Genomic DNA, 18178 nt, shown 5'->3' on the forward strand with positions numbered 1-18178 from the left:
GCGGAGCGGACTAGTTATCCCCGCAGAAACGGGTACGCCGCCCATCCCGCCACAGCCCTTTTTCATCGCGCCCGTACCCAATTCTGCGTAACAAGGGTGCTTGCCGTTCCATTTCCGTACCCAATTCTGCGTGGAGCTATTTGAAATCCGAGGTTCGGCGCCCTGGCGCACTCAAAACGTACCCATTTCTGCGGCGTACCCAATTCTGCGAATCGTGGATTCCGTTGCTTCACAGTGCTTGGCGTACCCGTTTCTGCGGGCCCAACAAGCCAGGTTTCCGCTCACCGCGTACCCGTTTCTGCGTATATCCGTTGCCACTATTTCCCGCAAGCTGGTTCTCCTTTCCATTATACACAAGCTTCTTACTGAAAGCGAGTACTTGCACTCAAGGATCATAAATAAATTAAAGGCTTTCCGGTGGCGTACCCGTTTCTGCGTGCTGTTGGTGGTGAGGGGATGGTGGCGTGCCCCGGCGGCGCGCGATGACTTGACGGGCGCRTACCCATTTCTGCGACGGAAGGAACACCGTCGTCGCGTCTGGGGTGTACCCATTTCTGCGGGGGAGCACGGATTTCCTCGCCGCGGCAAGGAATTGGCGTGGCGCCAGGTGACGCGGGGGCTCTGCGCGAGGGGGGCAACTGCGTCACGGTGCCCGAAAGCCGCGCTCCGTACCCGTTTCTGCGCGACGGGCGCGCTTGCACTAGTGATTGGCCTGGCCCAAAAAATGAGGGGGCGTACCCGTTTCTGCGTTGCGGCGTTGCATCACCGCGCCGCTTGCGGAGAGGTATTCGCCCAGCCTTGGGGGCGTGGAGGGCAGATCTGGCGCAGGGCGTACCCGTTTCTGCGTGATGACTTGCTGCGTCACAGCCGGCAAACGCCGCTTAGTTGCCGACGCGAAGCGCCCGAATGATGAGGCGTACCCATTTCTGCGTGGTTTCTGGCCATCGGGAATGGCCGCGGGTGCTCAATGCGCCTTGGGCGTACCCATTTCTGCGGAGTGATTTGGGGGTCCGGGAGTTCTCTTTAGCCCCGCCGCAGGCAAGCGTACCCATTTCTGCGTGCGTTGCCGGGAGCGTTTTCGCCAATGGGGCTGATTTGGGCCGGCAGGCGGCGGCGCAATGGCACTGCTTGGGGCCGCCAGTGCGCTGCGCTGCCGGCATGGATGCCGCACGGTTGGCGGTCCGCCGTAGCGTGCCGAGTGGGTGGAGGGCCATGCCTGACTGATCCGCCGCGCACGCAGTACGCGCGGGCGAAAAAAAACCCCGCCTCGAGAGGCGGGGTTTTCCTGACTGGGCGCACCCCAGGGCGGGGTGCCAGTCTATTGCTTACAGCGGCGTGATGTTCGCGGCTTGCAGGCCCTTCGGGCCGTTCTTGACTTCGAACGACACACGTTGGTTTTCCTGCAGCGACTTGAAACCTTCCGAGCGGATTTCAGAGAAGTGCGCGAAGAGATCGTCACCGCCAGCGTCCGGCTTGATGAAACCGAAGCCCTTGGCGTCGTTGAACCATTTAACGATACCGGTTTGCATGGTATTGCTTTTCCTGGGAAAAATTTAAAAGAAACGGATAGCTCACGCGTATCCGAGCAAAGCAACTCAAGGAAAGGACACCATGGACAACGGAAGTACCATGACGGTGGCTAACGAATGTGCTGTTGCCTCGTCGCTTGAATCTAGCGGGGTTTATACGGCGGATTAGCGTCAGCGTCAAGGTAGGGTGATTCTGGATGCCTGCCCGGATCCACTGCCGATCGTCGTGGGATCATCACATTTTTCAGATGATGCCTATTGGCCGGCAGCGGTGCCGGGGGGAAGAAATTGCTAGACAGTACGCTTGGCCGCACATGCGCAGCGTCAGTAGCCCGGGCAGGAACCCGCCAGCAAACCAGTCTACCCGCAGGTGCCGCCGGAGTTTCGCAGGTGGAGCGCTTGTTCAAGTTAAGCGAGCACCGACCGACGCGCGCATCGAGTTGCTGGCCGGGCCAACCACGTTCCTGACCATGGCCTACACCGCCGGCTTCTTCGTGATCCTGGCACGCGATCACCTTAAGGTCAAAGGCGCGATCCTGATCGGCATCCTGCTTACCACCATCCTTAGCTTCGTAGTCGGCGACAACACGTTCCATGGCCCTCCATTGCGCCGACCCTGCTCAGGCTCGATATCTCCGCCGCCCTGTCGATCGGCATCATCAATGTGGTGCTGGTGTTCTTCCTGGCGGAGTTGTTCGACGCCACCGGCACCCTGATGGGCGTGGCCAATCGCGCCGGCTTGCTAAAGGCGGGCAAGATGGACCGGCTTAACAAGGCACTGATGGCCGATAGCACGGCGATCATGCCGGGATATTTTCTCGGCACCTCGTCGTCCACCACCGCCTATATCGAAAGCGCATCAGGCGTGCAGGCAGGTGGATGGATCGGGCTTACCGCGGTCACGGTGGCGACGCTCTTTCTCGCCAGCCGGTTCATCGCTCCGCTCGCGGGCACCGTGCCCGGCAATGCCACGGCGCCGGCGCAGTTCTACGTGTCTCGCCTGATGTTGCGCGAGCTGGTGGACCTGGACTGGAGCGATGCGACCGAGGTGGTACCCGCCATGCTGACCGCGCCTGGCATGCCTTTCACCTATTCGGTGGCAAAGGGCGTGGCTTTTGGCTTCATTACCTATGCGGGGCTCAAATTGTTGACAGGGCAGGCCCGCACGGTCCCGGTCCTGGTGTGGATCATCGCCGCTGTCTTTGTCTTCAAGTTCTATCACTTGCCGGGGCATTGAGCCCGCAACCGCGATTGGCCCGCGGCGACGCGCGTACCCGTTTCTGCGTCGCCCGCGGAGCGCATTGCCGCCTCCGGGATCGCTGGGGCGTACCCGTTTCTGCGCACCCGCCGAAACGTGCCCGGGGCTTGCCAGGCTCCCGAACTGTCGTTCTTTTTACACAAAAAGTAAGTGGCTAATTACCTCGCAAGGCAGATGATCGTGGTCATGTGGCTCATACGAAAGGATGATATTCGGCTGAGTGCCCATACTGAGGGCTGGACAAACAGGCCCAAATGCACTGAACTAGAGGCGTGGCAGATAGCGGGGCGCTTTAAGGGCGCCCCTTCTTGACTCCGGCACTCCGGGGTCGCGCCGCTGGCGCAGTGTAGTCAGGCCTGAAAATTTAGACAGAAACAAGTCCACCGCACACAGACGGCAAGGACTGAACGATCAGACCATCGTCCAGATGGCTTCGCCACCACGAAAGGAGCGCGCGGATACACGCCCGCCCGATTAGAAAAGCAAACAATAAGATCAAACATAAGTGGTAATCGCGAACGTGTAGTGCCGGGGGTGTTGTTCAACGGGGATCACATCATGACCGCAGGAGAAATCCGGCGACCCGCCATGGGGCCCATCAGCGAGTCCGCCAGCCTGTCCATTCACCGTGCCTGGTTGGCTTTGGGAGAAGCCGCAGCCGAGGCACCGCGCCGAAGCCGCATCAGCGAGCGGGGCGATCCTGCCGCCAGTACCGTCGACGCATTCCTGAGCCAGGACGAGACGCTCCCGCCCCATGTGCGGGCAGCGATCGAGCAATTGCTGCAGCGGCAACGCTCGCTCGAAAGCGAACTGTCCCGCCAGCGTGAGTTGCTGCAGGAATGGATCCTTAGCCAACTGACCTACAAGGCGCTCTATTGCCGTTACTCGGGCCAGTCGCTGGAGGCACCGCGCAGCGAGCTGACGCGCGAGAAAGACGAGGTGCGCCGGCGTATTCGCGAGCAGCTCCAGGCCGGGGGCGACCACACCGCCATTCTCGGCGAGCAGTCCCGCAGCCAGTCCAAATCGTAATGCCGACGTTGCGCGTGGGGGAGCCTCCCCAACCGACTCAGCTTGGCCGCAAACAGAGCCCGCATCAGAGCGCGGCCGTGGCGGAAGCTGGAATAGTCAAAGTGCTCAATGTCAGGGAGAACGTTATGGACCGACTGTGCAAGGCGGCGACACGCACCGCACAGGTGCTGGTCGTATCGCGCCACGAACCCTATGGATTTGACCCGGCCCAGTTCGGCTCCGGCTGGGAGATTCGCCATATTCAGCAGATCCGGGATCTGAGCCGGGTCGTACGGGGCAGCGCGCCGATGGCTGGCGTGCTCGATCTCGAGAGCGAATACAGCGATGCCGACCTGATGCAGCTCGAACAAAGCCTGCAATACCTGCACGTGATGTGGGTGGCGATCACGTCGTCGCGCATGCTGGAAGACGAACGCGTGCGGCGCTTGATACGCGACTACTGCGTGGACTACGTGCGCACGCCGTTCTCGTTCAGCGAACTGCTCTACACGCTCAAGCACGCGCACGGCATGGCCTGCCTGCATGGCGCCCGCAGCCACGAACTGATCGGCCACGGACCGATGATCGGCGAGTGCGCGGCCATGCGTTCCATGTTCCGCTCGCTAGCCAAGGTGGCGCACAACGAGGCGCCCGTATTTATCTCCGGCGAGTCCGGCACCGGCAAGGAGCTGGCGGCGCAAGCCATCCATGAAGCCTCGAGCCGCCGCAAAGGTCCGTTCGTGGCGATCAATTGCGGCGCAATCCCGCCGCACCTGGTGCAGTCCGAATTGTTCGGCTACGAGAAGGGCGCGTTCACCGGCGCCAACCAGCGCAAGATAGGCTGGATCGAGCAGGCGCAGGGCGGTACCCTGTTCCTCGACGAGATTGGCGACCTGCCCCTGGAAAGCCAGGTAGCCCTGCTGCGCTTCTTGCAGCAAGGCACTATCACCCGGCTAGGCGGGCACCAGTCGATCCCGCTGGATTTGCGCATCATCTCGGCGACACACGTGGACCTGGTGGCGGCCCAGTCGGACGGTCGCTTCCGCGCCGACCTGTTCCACCGGCTATGTGTGCTGACCCTGTCGATCCCGCCATTGCGCGAACGCGGCGAGGACATCCTGCTACTGGCCAACTCGGTACTCGCCGAACATGGCCACGAGGCGCACCGGCGCATTCGCGGATTTTCGCCGTGCTCCACCCAGGCCATGATGCAATATGAGTGGCCCGGCAATGTACGCGAACTGATCAACCGGGTACGGCGCGCCATCGTGATGACCGATAACCGCAAGATCACCGCGGAGGACCTGCAGCTGCACGGTGGCAGCGACTCACCGCGCAAGACCCTGGATGCGATCCGCGAAGAGGCTGAGCGTGAGGCGATCCGTACCGTGATGGCAAGTCACGGCTTCCATGTGGTGCCGGCCGCGCGCGAACTCAACGTCTCGCGGGTCACGCTATACCGGCTGATGCACAAGCACAATATCCGTATCGAAGCGCGCCCCGGCGCCGGCGACTAACAACACATCGCCGCAGAAGCGGCATACAGGACGGAAGCGGGCTGCGGCCCGCCTTTTTTTTGGGGGAGGGGACGGGAGCGACCTACCCGATTCAGAACGTATAAGGGAAGCGCAGCGTCACTGTGTAGTTCGCCGCGTCGGGTGTCAGCCCGAGGCCGATCGCGGCGCTCACCGACCAGCCTTTGGTAATCACGTGATTCAAGCCGAAGGTCATGGTGGCCACATTGGATCGGCTGCCGATCACGGTCTGCGTAACGCCGGCGGTGGTGACCTGCGTGCTGCCCGAAATGGAGGCATTGAAGGCCAGCGACATCGACGTGCGGTCGTTTAGCGCGAGCGCGAGGCCGCCGCCAAAGCCGAACGTGTCGCCCAGCTTGACGTCGGCCGGCGTGACCTGTCCCTGCACCGAGGAAATATCGCTCACCGAGCGCTTGATGTTGTAGGTGTAGCTGGCATTCACGAACAGCACCACCGGGTCGTAGGTCTTGAGCAGCGACAGGCCGGCGGTAACGGCCCATACGCCGTTGCCCGTGGGCAACTGGTCGGCGATATTGAGATTGTTGTTGTTGGGGTCCGCCGGAACCAGCTTGATGCCGAACGGCGAGCGCCCGGTGGGTGCGCGTACGCGGATGCTGCCGACGACGTCGGGTGCCGCGCCGCTCTCACGCAGGAACTGATAATACAACCCCATGCTGATGTCGCCCGGCGCTGCCGTGCTGAGCGTCGCGTCGGACAGGTTCGAGGCGGAGCCGCCCGCACCGCCGGAGAGGAAATTGGTATTGCGGTAGATGAGCGGCAGGTCGAAATCCATCGAAAAGCGGTCGGAGAGACCATAGCGCGCGATGGTGTCGTAGGTGAGCGTGTACGACTTGGTCTGGTTGAGATTGATGGTGCCGAGGAAGATGGCATCCAGTGCCAGGAAGCCGGACAGCGACAGCGCGCGCCGGTCGTAGTAGCTATAGATGAAACCGCTGTCGATGGTCAGGCGCCGCTCGAATAGCGGCGCGTGCTCGCTCTGGTAGACCAGATCCTTGCTCTGCACGCGTGCCTGCTGCTGGGTTTCGCGCGCATCCGAACCCACTACAGGGGTATCGCTGCCGGAAGTCGCGGTGGCTGCGGCTGTCGCGCCAGGTGTGGCAGGGCTGGCCTCTTGTGCCAATGAGGGAACACCGGCGGCGGTCATGGCACCACCAGCGTTCCCCTCGGCACTGCTCCCCGTTCCCCCTGCCACCCCTCGTCCGCGCGCCCCGACCATTTCCAGGTCGTTCAGGCGCTGCTCGAGAGCCTTGATGGTCTTTTGCTGTTGCTCGACCAGATTCGTCAGCCGTTCGATCCGCTCGTCTGTGCTGGGCTGGACGCTGACCTGGGCCCACGCGCCAGTGGAGATCAGGGTACCCGCCAGGGTACCCAACAGAGCGAATTCGTTCTTCATCTTTCCCCCCGGAAATCTGAATGGGCGCGATGCGGGTGCGCCAGCCCTTGCATGGTGGATTATCGTCGCATCGTCGCCATCGCCGCTAGTGCGTCCCGCATGCTGGTTTGGGTCAGTTGCCGGCTTGACAGTTGCTGCACCTGCAGCGTGATGTTGGTGAGGTTGAGCACTTGCTGCGCGTCGCCGGTGATGCGCGCGGTCTGCATCAGGCTGCCGGTCTGCGCATTCTGCGTGGCGCTGCCCGCGGCCGATTGAATGGCCACCGAGACGCCACCGCCAGCAGCGATCGTGGCGCTGGCAGTGATGCCGTTGCCCTGAGCTACTTGCGGTGCCGGGTTGCTGTTGCCCGTCGCCGCCTGGATGGGCGCGGTCTGCGTCGTGATGGTACTGACGTTGCTGGCTGAGTTGGCGTCGCCCGCGATCTGCGTGACCTGGCCCACGCCCGCCACCTGCACTGCGGAGCTGGCCACGCCGCCATTGCCCTGCACGTTGCCAGGCGCCAGGCTCTGCACCTGCGCCGACAGGCTGGCGGTGGCCTGGGAAACCGCCCTGGCGGCGGCCAGGTTGGCGGCCGCCACGCGCGCGCTCGCCGTCGCGATCGCCGTGTCGTTCTGCCAGCGCGAGACCATCTCCACCACGAAGCCGCTGACCAGGCTCGCACCCATGTATTTGCCGCGCACGGCCGCCAGTTCGTCGTCACCGACGAGCTCTGCCATGACCGGCGAGGCAACCACCTCGCTCAAGTCGTCCGTCACGGCAGAGGCGCGGGCGGCGGCCGATGCGGTCAGCGCCACGCTGGCCGAGCAGCTCAGGCAGAGGAGGCGAAGCGCGGCGTCCATGTCAGAAGTAATCCATCCGGATCAGGCCAAAGTCCAGCGCTGCGGGCACCATGCCGCCGGCCAGCGCGGCGTTGGTCCGCTCGCGCAAGGCAGGCGCGGTGATGTTGAGCAGCGGCGAGTTCGGGTCGAACGGCCGGCCGACGATGGCGAACACCAGGCCGTTCCAGTTGGCCGCGAAGTCCTCCTCCTTGATGATGCGGTTCCCCAGCGCAGGGTCGGCGACAAACACGCGCCCGTCTATTGCCTTGCGCACCACCACGAAATGCAGGTAACCGTTGACGTCGAGCAGGGTGATGACCGGGATCTTGAGTTGCCGCAGGGCGCTGTAGTCGACCCGGAAACCTCGTCCGCGCAGGCCGAGCGTCTCCACGTAGTTGCGCATGTCGAGCATGGAGAAGCCGTTCTTGACCACGGTGTCGGCGTCGGCGATGCGCAGCATGTCCTCGACGATCCTGGGCTCCGCCAGGTCAAAGCCATAGCCGTAGCGAAGCAGCGTACCCACCGCGGCCGCACCACAACTGAAGTCAAGTTGCTGGCGCATCATGTTCTGGTAGCGCATCTCGAGCATGCTCTTGACAGGCTTCCTGAGCATCGGCTGGCCGTCGATGTCGATTGTCATCGTGCTCTGACCGTGAGCGCCGAGTGCCGCTGCTAGCAGTACGCATGCCCCGGCCATGCGGAATAGCGCGCGCATGACACATCCCCCCGTTGGGCGGGATGAGCCGGTACCCCCCGGTACCCGGCTCTCCTGCCGCGTTTATCCTGCTTCAATGGGCCGCGGTGGAAATCGCGAGCCCGTTGCTCTGCACGTTGCCGGCGCCGGCGGCGATGTTGACGCCGATATTGCCGACTGCGTTGACCAGGGCGCTGCCACTGAGCGTGGCAGCGTTGCTCGGCCGGCAGCCGCACATGGACAGATCGTTGCCGTAAGTCGTCTGGTCGTTTGAGGCGGTCGCCTTGGCCAGCACGCCGACTGGCGCACCGTTGCGGCCACCGCTGTTGCCGCTGCCCGTATTGACCGAGGCGGCCAGCGAATTGCTCTGCAGGTTGCCGGCGCCGGCAGCGATGTTCACACCGACATTGCCCTTGGCCCCGGCCAGCATGTTGTCGCCCATGCTGGCGCTGTTCGCCGCGCCGACCATATGCACGCCGTTATCCCCGGTCTTCTGGCTGGAGAAAACCTGCGCCGAGGCGAACACGTCCGACGCATCGATGCTGGCCAGCGCGGCCTGGTTGGATTGGCCATTACCCGCGCCTGCGGAAATGTTCACGCCGATATTGCCCTGCGCATTGAACAGCGCGTTGCCGCCGCCGGATGCGCTATTGCTGGACGGGCCGATACGCACGTTATTGTCGCGCGCGCTCTGCTGGCTGTTGACCACCGCGCCCGACTCGGACTTGAAGCGGATGTCGCCCCAGGCAAAGCCGAAGCCACGGACGTAGATGTCGTTGCTGATGGCGGTCTGGTTGAAGATATCGGCATCGTCCGGCCGATCGAAATAGCTGAAGCCGCCCGCAAACGCGCTGGTGGAAAGCGCGGTTATCGCTGCGATGGCGAGGATTTTCGTTTTCATGATTTTCTCCTTCCCTGCTTAGAAAAAAGTGCCCGCCGGGGGACGGAGCACAAAAACGTTGGACGAGACATTCCCCGATCCTGCCGTCTGGTTCAGCTGCACCAGGCCCGTCGCGTTGCGGTAGGCATCCGGCTGGATGACTGCCTCGCGGGGTCCCGCTGCGTGGCCCGCTGAACCCGGGCGACTCCCTCCGGCCGATTCCGCGGCGAGCAGGCCGTCGGAGATGGCTTCGATCCTTACGCTGGCGGCCGGCGCCAGCACTGCCGCGTTGCTTTGCAGGTTGCCGTTGCCGCTGGCCACGTTGGCGCTCAGCAGTCCGCTGCCATTGGCGAATGCGCCGTTGCCGATCTGGCTCACGGCGCCGCCCGCGGGCACGGACGCGCCAGCGTGCTGGCGCGACTGCACCGTAGCGCTGCCAATGTCCGCGATGGCAGCCTGGTTGCTTTGCGCATTGCCGCTGCCGGCGGCCAGGTTAACGGCGGCACGCCCGGCAACGCCGGCGAGCGCGCCCGTATCGATGCGCGCGCTGTCGGTGTCGGTGCCCTGGGCGTGGGATGGGAGGCTGGCCAGTAAAAGGCTGGCCAGAACGGCAGCGTGGGTAAGGGTCATGGCCGGCCTCCCACCGCGAGCGGCGCCAGCCCGCGCATCAGGGCGCCGCTCATGTTGCCGGTAGCTTGCGCGATCTGGCCGGCGATGCCGCCCGAGACGCCTCCAGCGCCACTGCCGTTGGCCAGGCCCTCGATCTGGCTGGATACCACGACCAGCCGCCCGGTGGCAGACTGGCTGGTGCCGGACACGGCGGTGCCGCCGGTGCTGCGGCCCACCGCGGCAGCGAGATCGCTGTCGGTCAGGTCGCTCACCACGGCGGCTGTGGATTGCTGGAAACGGGCGGACGGAAACGGCTCGACAGCGGCTGCTACCGGCATGTCCCCCTGCGGAATGCCGCGATAGGCAATGTGCGGCTCGACGCTGCGCAGAACGACGATATCGCCTGGATCTGCACTCGCGGAGAAGGAAGCAAAGGCGGCGACAAAAGCTGCAAGACCGAGGGCGCAGGCCGCGCCAGTCGATACGAGCGCCTTCGTGCCGTCATTCGCGCAGGCGGCTGACGCATGGCAGAACTCACTCCCGCGTTGTAGGACTCGTCGCGTCATTTTTTTATATCTCCCTCTGCGGAGTAGAGCGACAAGCGTGCCAATACCCTGGGATCCAGCGCTGGCAAGGGTTTGCGGGTGGGTTGCCAGATCGTGTGTAAGTTCCCCGCAAAAGGGGGGACATTTTGGTTGCAGCACTGAAACACGCTGTTGGCAGTGAAGCCGGTTGTAAGCTATTGCCGATCTACCGCCCAGCCATGATGGATCAGGCCAGACGCCGCGCCATGTGTGCCCCGACGGGCGGGCGGGCGCCGGTTACATTGCTGAAACAAGGCCGGCGGTGGCTGGCGCGCCCGCCTGCCTTTGCTGCCGGCCGCTTTTGTGCCCCGCAACCCCCGTTTGCCACGCGCAACGCCGTCCGCGGGGTGCGATGGTCCCTACGCAGAAACGGGTACGCCCTGAGCTTGCAGGAGCATGGGTGCCACGCAGGCCGCACCGGCCACGCTGGCCTGCCCTGCGCGGTTGCGAAGCTGGCGATGCGCTCAGGCTGGCGCGCCTGGCAGACCCTGCGCTGTGCCGCCGGCGTGTTGCGCGGGTCCGCTGGAGATCGGCTTGGGGCCCGGCTGGCTGCGTTCGCAACCAGCGGCGGCGAGCAGGCCGAGCGCCAGGAAGACGGCGGTCCCGAGGCGGTGGATAGTCCTTCTGTTCATGGTGCCTCCTTCCGACTGTCAAAGGGTTGCGTGCTGGAGGACGGTGCTTGCACGTTGGGGATGGCGCTCAACGGTCCGGTGACGCCGTGCGCGCGCGGCGAAATGGCGCCTTGCCCGTCTTTCAGTCTAGCTGCTGGTGCCGGGATCGGGCCAAAACCGAGCCGCGGGCGGCTTGGGCAAAGCGTGCGATGGGCGGTATCATGAACCTTGGAGCGGATAACAAGACGGGAGATGGCTGCATTGGAGTCGCATCATGTTGCGCTACGCCGTGGTTTTCTTCGTCATCGCCGTGATTGCCGCCTTGTTCGGCTTTGGCGGCATTTCCGCCTGGGCGGCCGCGTTCGCCAAAATTGTCTTCCTCATCTTCATCGTGCTGTTCATGGTGTCGCTGATATGGGGCCTGAGCAAGGACCGGCGCTAGCGCCGCCTATGACAACGGCGCTCATGGCCCCGCCCCTGCGGGGCCGCTCGCCGGCGCCGATCAATAACGGGATCCACGCGTGAATCCAGCCGATTTCCCCGACCGGTCCCTGGACCACAAGCCGCCCAGGCAACGCCCGGGCGGCAATGGCAACTGGTTGCCCAATCGCCATACCGCCGCGCGCACGGTCAGCGTGGTGCTGGCCGCGATACGCTCGTGGCTGGCGCACCGTGCCGCCAGCAAGGGCGCGGCGCTGTCCTTCTATATGCTTTTCTCGATGGCGCCAATCCTGGTGCTGGTGATTTCCATTGCCGGCCTCTTCTTCGGCGCGGAGGCGGCACGCGGCGAGATATTCGCCCAGATCGAGGGCCTGGTCGGCGCCCAGGGCGCGGCGGCCGTTCAGCAAATCCTTGCCGCCACGCATCGCGCCGGCGGTAGCGGGGTGGCCGCCGCCATCGCCACCGGCATCCTGTTCGTCGGCGCCACCAGCGCCTTTGCCGAGCTAAAGGGCAGCCTGGACGAGATCTGGCAAGCGCCCGTGCCGCAAGGCGCGGGCTGGCAGCAATTGCTGCGCGCGCGGTTGTTGTCGTTCAGCCTGGTGCTGGTGCTGGGCTTCATGCTGCTGGTGTCGCTGATCGTCAATGCCGCGCTGGCCGTGATCGACCGGTTCTGGGGGCAGTTGTGGACGCAATCGTGGTTTGCGCCGGTCGCCGAAGCGATCTCAACGGCATTTTCCTTTTGCGTGGTCACTTTGCTGTTCGCCGTGATCTTCAAGATGCTGCCCAACGCGCGCATCGCCTGGCGCGATGTGATCATGGGGGCGGTCATCACCGCCCTGTTGTTCGCGGTGGGCAAGCGGCTGATTGGCCTCTACTTGGGCAATAGTGCCGTGGCTACGTCTTACGGGGCGGCCGGCTCGGTGGTGGCGCTGATGTTGTGGGTGTATTATTCGGCGCAAATTTTCTTCTTCGGTGCCGAACTCACTCGCCAGTACGCGCTGCAATTCGGCAGCCTGAGAGGGCAAAGCGGCAGCGTGCCGCCCGATCCCCGCGCCGCTGGTCCCGCGAACCGGTAAAATACGGCCCGATTCCCTTCGTGCATGCCCGCAGTGCCCGGCCCCCGACCGCAAGCTGATGGTCGCGCCGGCCCCTGGCGCCGGTCCGCTGCGCCCCGGGCCCTTATTTCATCTTCTGTTTGCCGAATCCACTGCCGTGAGCTCGCTCGTATCCGAAATTGCGCGTCGTCGCACCTTTGCCATCATTTCGCACCCTGACGCGGGTAAGACGACCCTGACCGAAAAACTGCTGTGGTTCGGCGGCGCCATCCAGGTCGCGGGCGAAGTGCGCGCGCGCAAGGCCGACCGCCATGCCACCTCCGACTGGATGGAGCTGGAAAAGCAGCGCGGCATTTCGGTGACCTCCTCGGTGATGCAGTTCCCCTACCAGGAGAACATCATCAACCTGCTCGACACGCCGGGCCACGAGGACTTTTCGGAAGACACCTACCGCACGCTGACCGCGGTGGACTCCGCGGTGATGGTGATCGACTCGGTCAACGGCGTCGAAGCCCAGACCATCAAGCTGCTCAACGTCTGCCGCCTGCGCGACACGCCCATCATCACCTTCATCAACAAGCTCGACCGTGAAGGCCGCTCGCCGATCGAACTGCTCGACGAAATCGAGGACGTGCTGAAGATGCAGTGCGCGCCGATGACCTGGCCGATCGGCATGGGCAAGTCTTTCCGCGGTGTGTACCACCTGATCGACGACCGCGTGCAGTTGTTCGATCCGCACGGCGACAAGGGCACCTCGGCCATCGTCCAGGGGCTGGACAACCCGGAGCTGGACCGCGTGCTGGGCAGCCAGGCGGAGGAACTGCGCATCGAGATCGAACTCGTGCGCGGCGCTTCGCATGCCTTCGACAAGGACGCCTTTCTCAGCGGCAAGCAGACGCCGGTGTACTTCGGCTCGGCCGTCAACAACTTCGGCGTGCAATCGCTGCTCGACGCACTGTGCGCGCTGGCGCCGCCGCCGCAGGCGCGCCATGCCGAGTCGCGCGTGGTGGAGCCGCAGGAGCCCAAGTTCACCGGCTTCGTGTTCAAGATCCAGGCCAATATGGACCCGCGCCACCGCGACCGCATCGCCTTCGTGCGTGTCTGTTCGGGCCGTTTCGAGCGCGGCATGAAGCTGCTGCACGTGTCCACCGGCAAGACCATGGCGATCAATAACGCCATCACCTTCATGTCGCAGGACCGCAATACGACCGAAGAGGCCTATGCCGGCGACATCATCGGCGTGCCCAACCACGGCACCATCCGCCTGGGCGACGTGTTCAGCGAGGGTGAAGCGCTCAAGTTCACTGGTATTCCTTCGTTCGCGCCCGAGTTCTTCCGCCGCGCGCGACTGAACAACCCGCTGAAGGTCAAGCAACTGCAAAAGGGTTTGCAGCAGCTGGCCGAGGAAGGCGCCACGCAGATGTTCCGCCCGATCGCTTCCAACGACCTGGTGCTGGGCGCCGTGGGTATCCTGCAGTTCGACGTGGTGGCGCACCGCCTGGAGCATGAGTACGGCGTCGACGCGATTTTCGAGTCGCACGATTGCGCCACGGCGCGCTGGCTCAAGGGCGATCCCGCGGAGATCGACAAGCTGATCGAAAAGGCCGGCCATAACGTGGCGCTCGACGGCGCGGGCGACCACGTCTACCTGGCGCCCAGCATGGTCAACCTGCGCCTGACGCAGGAGCGCTTTCCCAATCTGCAGTTCATGGAAACGCGCGAGATCGTCTGAGGCCGGGTGTCATGGACGAACGCCGCCCTCGCCGGGCGGCGTTCGTCAGTTCACGCGCAGCAGGAAGTGCAGCACCAGCGCGCCGCCCGAACACAGCACCACCACATTGACCATGCGCAGAAACTGCTCGCGCGACAAGCGCAGCGTGATCCTGCGCCCGGCCCACAGGCCCAGCGCCATCGCCGGCGCCAGCATCAGCGCCAGCTTGAGGATGGCCGCGCCTGCATACACTCCCGCCAGCGCGAACAGCACCAGCCGCGTCAGCGTGCTTACGCCGATCAGCGTCGATTGCGTCATGCGCATCGCGTCCTTGCCCAGCCGTCCCGACAGGTAGATCGCATACAGGAAACCGCCGCTGCCGAACATGGCCGAGCAGATGCCGCCACCCAGCCCGAAAGGGAGCGCCGCGCGCGGCGTGAAGCCCGCCGGGCGCCTGCCGGCAAGCGACCAGACCGCGTAGGCCATGGCGAACATGCCCAGCAGCAGCGGCAGCAGATCCGATTGCAGCTTGAGCAGCAACGCGGCGCCCGCCAGGCTGCCGGCCAGCATGCAGGGCAGCAACCGGCCAAGCTCGGCGCGGTCCGCGGCGCGGCCATCGCGCAGCAAGGCAAAGGCGGCGGCGCTGCAGTCCATCAGCGCCAGCAGAGGCACGATCTGGCTGACCGGCATCAGGTAGGCCAGCAGCGGTCCCGCCACCAGCGCGGTGCCAAAGCCCGCCATGCCGAAGATCACATAAGCGCCGGCGATTGCCAGGCACATGGCGAGGTAGGCCGGCAGGGAAAAGCCAGGGAGCAGGAAGGAAAGGGAGGGGAGTTCCACGATAGGCTGAGTCGGGGTTGCGTGACCCACAGCATAGGGACGCGCCCGCCGGCGGACCAATATCAAAGCGCCCCGCGATCCATCGCAAAGCGGCATGGCAGGGTGCTGGGCGCGGCGCCCGCGCCATGGCACACTGCGCGCGTGCGCCGCGCCGGCGCCAATCCAGCCATCGCAGTCCGCAATCCCGGCTCGCGGCCCCGCGCACGACCCGGCCCGGCATGAGCCCGTCCTTCAATGAGCCTGTCCCTGAATGAGCCCGTCCCTCAAGCAGTTGCGCTATTTCGTGGAAATCGTCGATGCCGGCAGCTTCAGCCTGGCCGCCGAGCGGCTCTTTATTGCCCAGTCGGCGCTGAGCCGGCAGATCAAGGAACTGGAGGGCATGTTGCAGGTGGCGCTGCTGGTGCGCAAGGCGCGCCATGTGGAAACCACGCCGGCCGGCCGCGCTTTCCATGAAGCCGCCCGCCGCATCCTGGCCGAGCTGACCGAGGCATCGGCGCAGGCGCGCCAGGTCGAGCGCGGAGAACAAGGCACTGTGCGCTTGCTGCATTCGAGTTCGGTGCCGCTGACGCCAGCCTGCACGGCGGTATTGCGCGCGTACCAGTCCGGACATCCGGGGATTCGTCTTGAAATCTCGCAGGCGTCCAGCGAACAGCAGGCGCTTGAGATCGAGGAAGGCCGCGCCGATCTTGGCCTGGCGCGCGAGYCGCTGCTGCGCCGGCTGCCCCGCGTCAACGTCGATCCGCTCTACAGCGAACGTCTCGAACTGGCGGTAAGCAGCGCGCACCCGCTGGCGCGGGAGGACCAAATCGCGCTGGAGGCCTTGCGGGAGCAACCTTTCGTGTCGCTGCCGCATGCGGATCGCGGCGGCCTGAGCCAGCGCGTGGCGCAGTGCTGCCTGGCGAGCGGCTTCTACCCGCGCGCCGCCGCGGCGATCTCGCGCAAGCTGTCGCAACTGGCGCTGGTGGAGGCCGGGTTTGGCGTGGCCCTGGTGCCGGCTTCGCTCGGGCGCATGGCGCCGCCGGGGGTGCGCTTCGTGCCGCTGGCCGATGCCGGCTGCGACACGCGCGTGGTGCTGCTGTCGCGGCGCGATGCCGCGCCAGCGGCCGCGGCGCTGGCCAGCAGCCTGCGCATGGCGCTGCCTGCTCAATAAGCCAGCGAGGCCTGGCTGGTCCTGCACCTTGGAGTCATTGGGGCTATCGAGCCAGTTGCCTACCACGGTAACGGTATTGAGCGCGCTTTCGGCGCTGAAAGCGCCAGTGGCCTGCGGTGCGGTTGCGGCATCGGGTGCGGGCACGGCGCCAGGGTGGGTGTCGGCCGCATGCGCGGGACATGGTCAGGCAAAGCAGGACGGTGCCGATAGCGGCGCACGTGAGCGAGACGGTGGGCTGCAAAATGGAATTCCCGGGAATGGGGCGGGAAAGTCAGGGTGCCGCCACATCGAGTGGTGCATTATGAATACGAATGATTCTCGAAACGAATCGCATTTTTTCGCTCTGTAGCGATATTGCATCATTGTTGATACATGGCGGCGGCGTACGGACACAATGCATGCGCCTGCATGCATCGCGGGGCTCGGATAGAATCCGAAACTTGCGGGAACTGGTCTGGGAAATTGCCTGGGAAATGGCCCGGTAGCCGGTGCGTGGTTTTGGCTGCCATGCGAGTCGTTTCAGGCGCTTTTCAGCGTTTCCCGCCGAGTGAGACAAGCCAGCGCTTTGCCTCGCCGCCCGCCCCGTCATCACCGCCATCCATGCCGACCCCTGCTACTGCTCCGGCCACCGCGCCGGACTCTGTTTTTCGCGACCCTTCATTTCGGCTGTTCTGGTTTGCCCGCCTGTGCACCACCATCGGCTATCAGATCTTCACGGTGGCCGTGGGCTGGCAGATGTATGACCTCACCCGCGATCCCTTCATGCTCGGCATGGTGGGCCTGGTGCAGTTCCTGCCCTCGGTGATGCTCCTGCTGGTGTCAGGCCATGTGGCGGACCGTTTCGACCGGCGCCTGATCGTACGGACCTGCCAGACGCTGGAAGCGCTGATTGCGGTGTCGATGGCGGTGGCGAGCCTGAAGGGCTGGATCACGCGCGATCACATCTTTGTCTTCGTGGCCCTGATCGGCGCCACCCGCGCATTCGAGACGCCGACGCTGCAAGCGCTGCTGCCCAGTGTGGTCACGCCGCGCCAGCTTCCGCGCGCAGTGGCCTTGTCCAGTTCCGCCACGCAGACGGCCATCATCATCGGCCCCGCGCTGGGCGGCTTTGCCTATGTGGCCGGCCCCGGCGTGGTCTACGCCATCAGCGCCACGCTGTTCGCCGTGGCCGCCTGCCTGGTGAGCGTGCTCAAGCTGCGCCAGGCCGCGCAGCGGCTGACCACGCCGGTCAGCATCGCCACGCTGTTTGCCGGTTTCTCCTATATCCGCAGCCGTCCGGTGCTGCTCGGCGCGATCTCGCTGGATCTGTTTGCCGTGCTGCTGGGCGGCGCCACCGCGCTGCTGCCCATCTATGCGCGCGACATCCTCCACACCGGGCCCTGGGGCCTTGGCCTGCTGCGCTCGTCGCCCGCCGTCGGCGCGTTGGTAACCGCGCTGTGGCTGGCACATCACCCGATGAACCGCCGCGTGGGACGCGTGATGTTCGGCGCGGTGGCCGTGTTCGGCGTGGCCACCATGGTGTTCGGCATCTCGCACTGGTTGCCGCTGTCGATGGCCGCGCTGGTCATGCTCGGCGCTTCCGACATGATCAGCGTAGTGGTGCGGTCCACCCTGGTCCAGCTCGATACGCCCGACGATATGCGCGGGCGCGTGGGGGCCGTCAACTCCGTGTTCATTGGGGCATCCAACCAGCTTGGCGAGTTCGAGTCGGGCGTCACGGCCGCACTGCTCGGACCGGTCGGCGCGGTGTTGCTGGGCGGCATCGGCACACTGGTGGTCGTGGCGGTGTGGATGCGCCTGTTCCCCTCGCTGGCCTCGCGCGACCGCTTGCACGATCACCCTTTGACGGCCTGAACGCCGGCCGGACAGCGCCCTGCGGTCCGGTCGCACCGGTTGATTTGCCCCTCCCGCACCAAAAGCGTACCCAATTCTGCGTGCCTCGACGGTGCCGTCCGGGCGCCGGAATGCGCCACTCTCCGATCCCGCACCACGCCGCATGCGCCGGAAATATGGTGCTTGCACCGCTTTGTCGCGCGATGCC

At 64.9% G+C, this 18178-nt stretch carries 16 protein-coding genes and 1 pseudogene; 8 read left to right on the plus strand and 9 right to left on the minus strand.

Annotation, left to right across the window (positions count from 1 at the left end; translation table 11 throughout):
- Window positions 1-1325 precede the first annotated feature (1325 nt).
- Window positions 1326-1529: a cold-shock protein gene (locus tag AC1DKD_RS08620; RefSeq protein WP_035875195.1), complete on the minus strand. Its 204-nt coding sequence runs from the start codon at window positions 1527-1529 to the stop codon at window positions 1326-1328.
- Window positions 1530-2011: 482 nt separating this feature from the next.
- Here AC1DKD_RS08620 and AC1DKD_RS08625 point away from each other — a divergent pair.
- The 3 genes and pseudogenes from AC1DKD_RS08625 to AC1DKD_RS08635 form a co-directional block, all read left to right on the plus strand.
- Window positions 2012-2766: pseudogene (locus AC1DKD_RS08625) on the plus strand (solute carrier family 23 protein); the annotation flags it as partial.
- 579 nt (window positions 2767-3345) lie between these two features.
- Entirely contained in the window at window positions 3346-3816 is a 471-nt protein-coding gene (locus AC1DKD_RS08630) for a hypothetical protein (protein ID WP_441626184.1), read from the plus strand.
- Between the two features lie 125 nt (window positions 3817-3941).
- Window positions 3942-5312, plus strand: a complete 1371-nt coding sequence (locus AC1DKD_RS08635; protein WP_035875198.1) for a sigma-54-dependent transcriptional regulator — start codon at window positions 3942-3944, stop codon at window positions 5310-5312.
- Between the two features lie 91 nt (window positions 5313-5403).
- Here the strand turns inward: AC1DKD_RS08635 and AC1DKD_RS08640 are convergent, their stop codons facing one another.
- The 7 genes from AC1DKD_RS08640 to AC1DKD_RS08670 form a co-directional block, all read right to left on the minus strand.
- Window positions 5404-6744 (minus strand): transporter, encoded by a 1341-nt coding sequence (locus AC1DKD_RS08640; protein ID WP_441626188.1) that lies wholly within the window; start codon window positions 6742-6744, stop codon window positions 5404-5406.
- 59 nt (window positions 6745-6803) lie between these two features.
- Window positions 6804-7583, minus strand: a complete 780-nt coding sequence (locus AC1DKD_RS08645) for a hypothetical protein (RefSeq protein WP_441626190.1) — start codon at window positions 7581-7583, stop codon at window positions 6804-6806.
- Between the two features lies 1 nt (window position 7584).
- On the minus strand, window positions 7585-8277 hold the full coding sequence (locus tag AC1DKD_RS08650) for a C39 family peptidase (RefSeq protein ID WP_441626192.1): 693 nt from the start codon (window positions 8275-8277) through the stop codon (window positions 7585-7587).
- 73 nt (window positions 8278-8350) lie between these two features.
- Entirely contained in the window at window positions 8351-9157 is an 807-nt protein-coding gene (locus AC1DKD_RS08655) for a hypothetical protein (RefSeq protein ID WP_441626194.1), read from the minus strand.
- Between the two features lie 18 nt (window positions 9158-9175).
- On the minus strand, window positions 9176-9766 hold the full coding sequence (locus AC1DKD_RS08660; protein WP_441626196.1) for a hypothetical protein: 591 nt from the start codon (window positions 9764-9766) through the stop codon (window positions 9176-9178).
- Window positions 9763-10311 (minus strand): hypothetical protein, encoded by a 549-nt coding sequence (locus AC1DKD_RS08665; protein WP_441626198.1) that lies wholly within the window; start codon window positions 10309-10311, stop codon window positions 9763-9765. Before AC1DKD_RS08665 ends, AC1DKD_RS08660 begins: the two co-directional genes overlap by 4 nt.
- A 482-nt stretch (window positions 10312-10793) precedes the next feature.
- Window positions 10794-10961, minus strand: a complete 168-nt coding sequence (locus tag AC1DKD_RS08670; protein WP_441626200.1) for a hypothetical protein — start codon at window positions 10959-10961, stop codon at window positions 10794-10796.
- A 253-nt stretch (window positions 10962-11214) separates the two neighbouring features.
- Here AC1DKD_RS08670 and AC1DKD_RS08675 point away from each other — a divergent pair, with 253 nt between their 5' ends.
- From AC1DKD_RS08675 to AC1DKD_RS08685, 3 genes are all read left to right on the plus strand, one after another.
- Window positions 11215-11382, plus strand: a complete 168-nt coding sequence (locus tag AC1DKD_RS08675) for a DUF1328 domain-containing protein (RefSeq protein WP_045236439.1) — start codon at window positions 11215-11217, stop codon at window positions 11380-11382.
- Window positions 11383-11491: 109 nt separating this feature from the next.
- Window positions 11492-12457 carry a YihY/virulence factor BrkB family protein gene (locus tag AC1DKD_RS08680; protein WP_477102884.1) on the plus strand — a complete coding sequence of 322 codons (966 nt, stop codon included), beginning with the start codon at window positions 11492-11494 and terminating at the stop codon, window positions 12455-12457.
- A gap of 136 nt (window positions 12458-12593) precedes the next feature.
- Window positions 12594-14168: a peptide chain release factor 3 gene (locus AC1DKD_RS08685; protein WP_441626202.1), complete on the plus strand. Its 1575-nt coding sequence runs from the start codon at window positions 12594-12596 to the stop codon at window positions 14166-14168.
- Between the two features lie 45 nt (window positions 14169-14213).
- Here the strand turns inward: AC1DKD_RS08685 and AC1DKD_RS08690 are convergent, their stop codons facing one another.
- Window positions 14214-14987, minus strand: coding sequence for a TSUP family transporter (locus tag AC1DKD_RS08690; protein WP_441626204.1), 774 nt, complete (start codon window positions 14985-14987; stop codon window positions 14214-14216).
- A gap of 250 nt (window positions 14988-15237) precedes the next feature.
- Here AC1DKD_RS08690 and AC1DKD_RS08695 point away from each other — a divergent pair, with 250 nt between their 5' ends.
- Window positions 15238-16137: a LysR substrate-binding domain-containing protein gene (locus tag AC1DKD_RS08695; protein ID WP_477143181.1), complete on the plus strand. Its 900-nt coding sequence runs from the start codon at window positions 15238-15240 to the stop codon at window positions 16135-16137.
- 600 nt (window positions 16138-16737) lie between these two features.
- Entirely contained in the window at window positions 16738-17991 is a 1254-nt protein-coding gene (locus AC1DKD_RS08700; RefSeq protein WP_441626208.1) for an MFS transporter, read from the plus strand.
- The last annotated feature ends 187 nt before the right edge of the window (window positions 17992-18178 follow it).

It is taken from the genome of Cupriavidus sp. 05T313 (assembly GCF_056396665.1).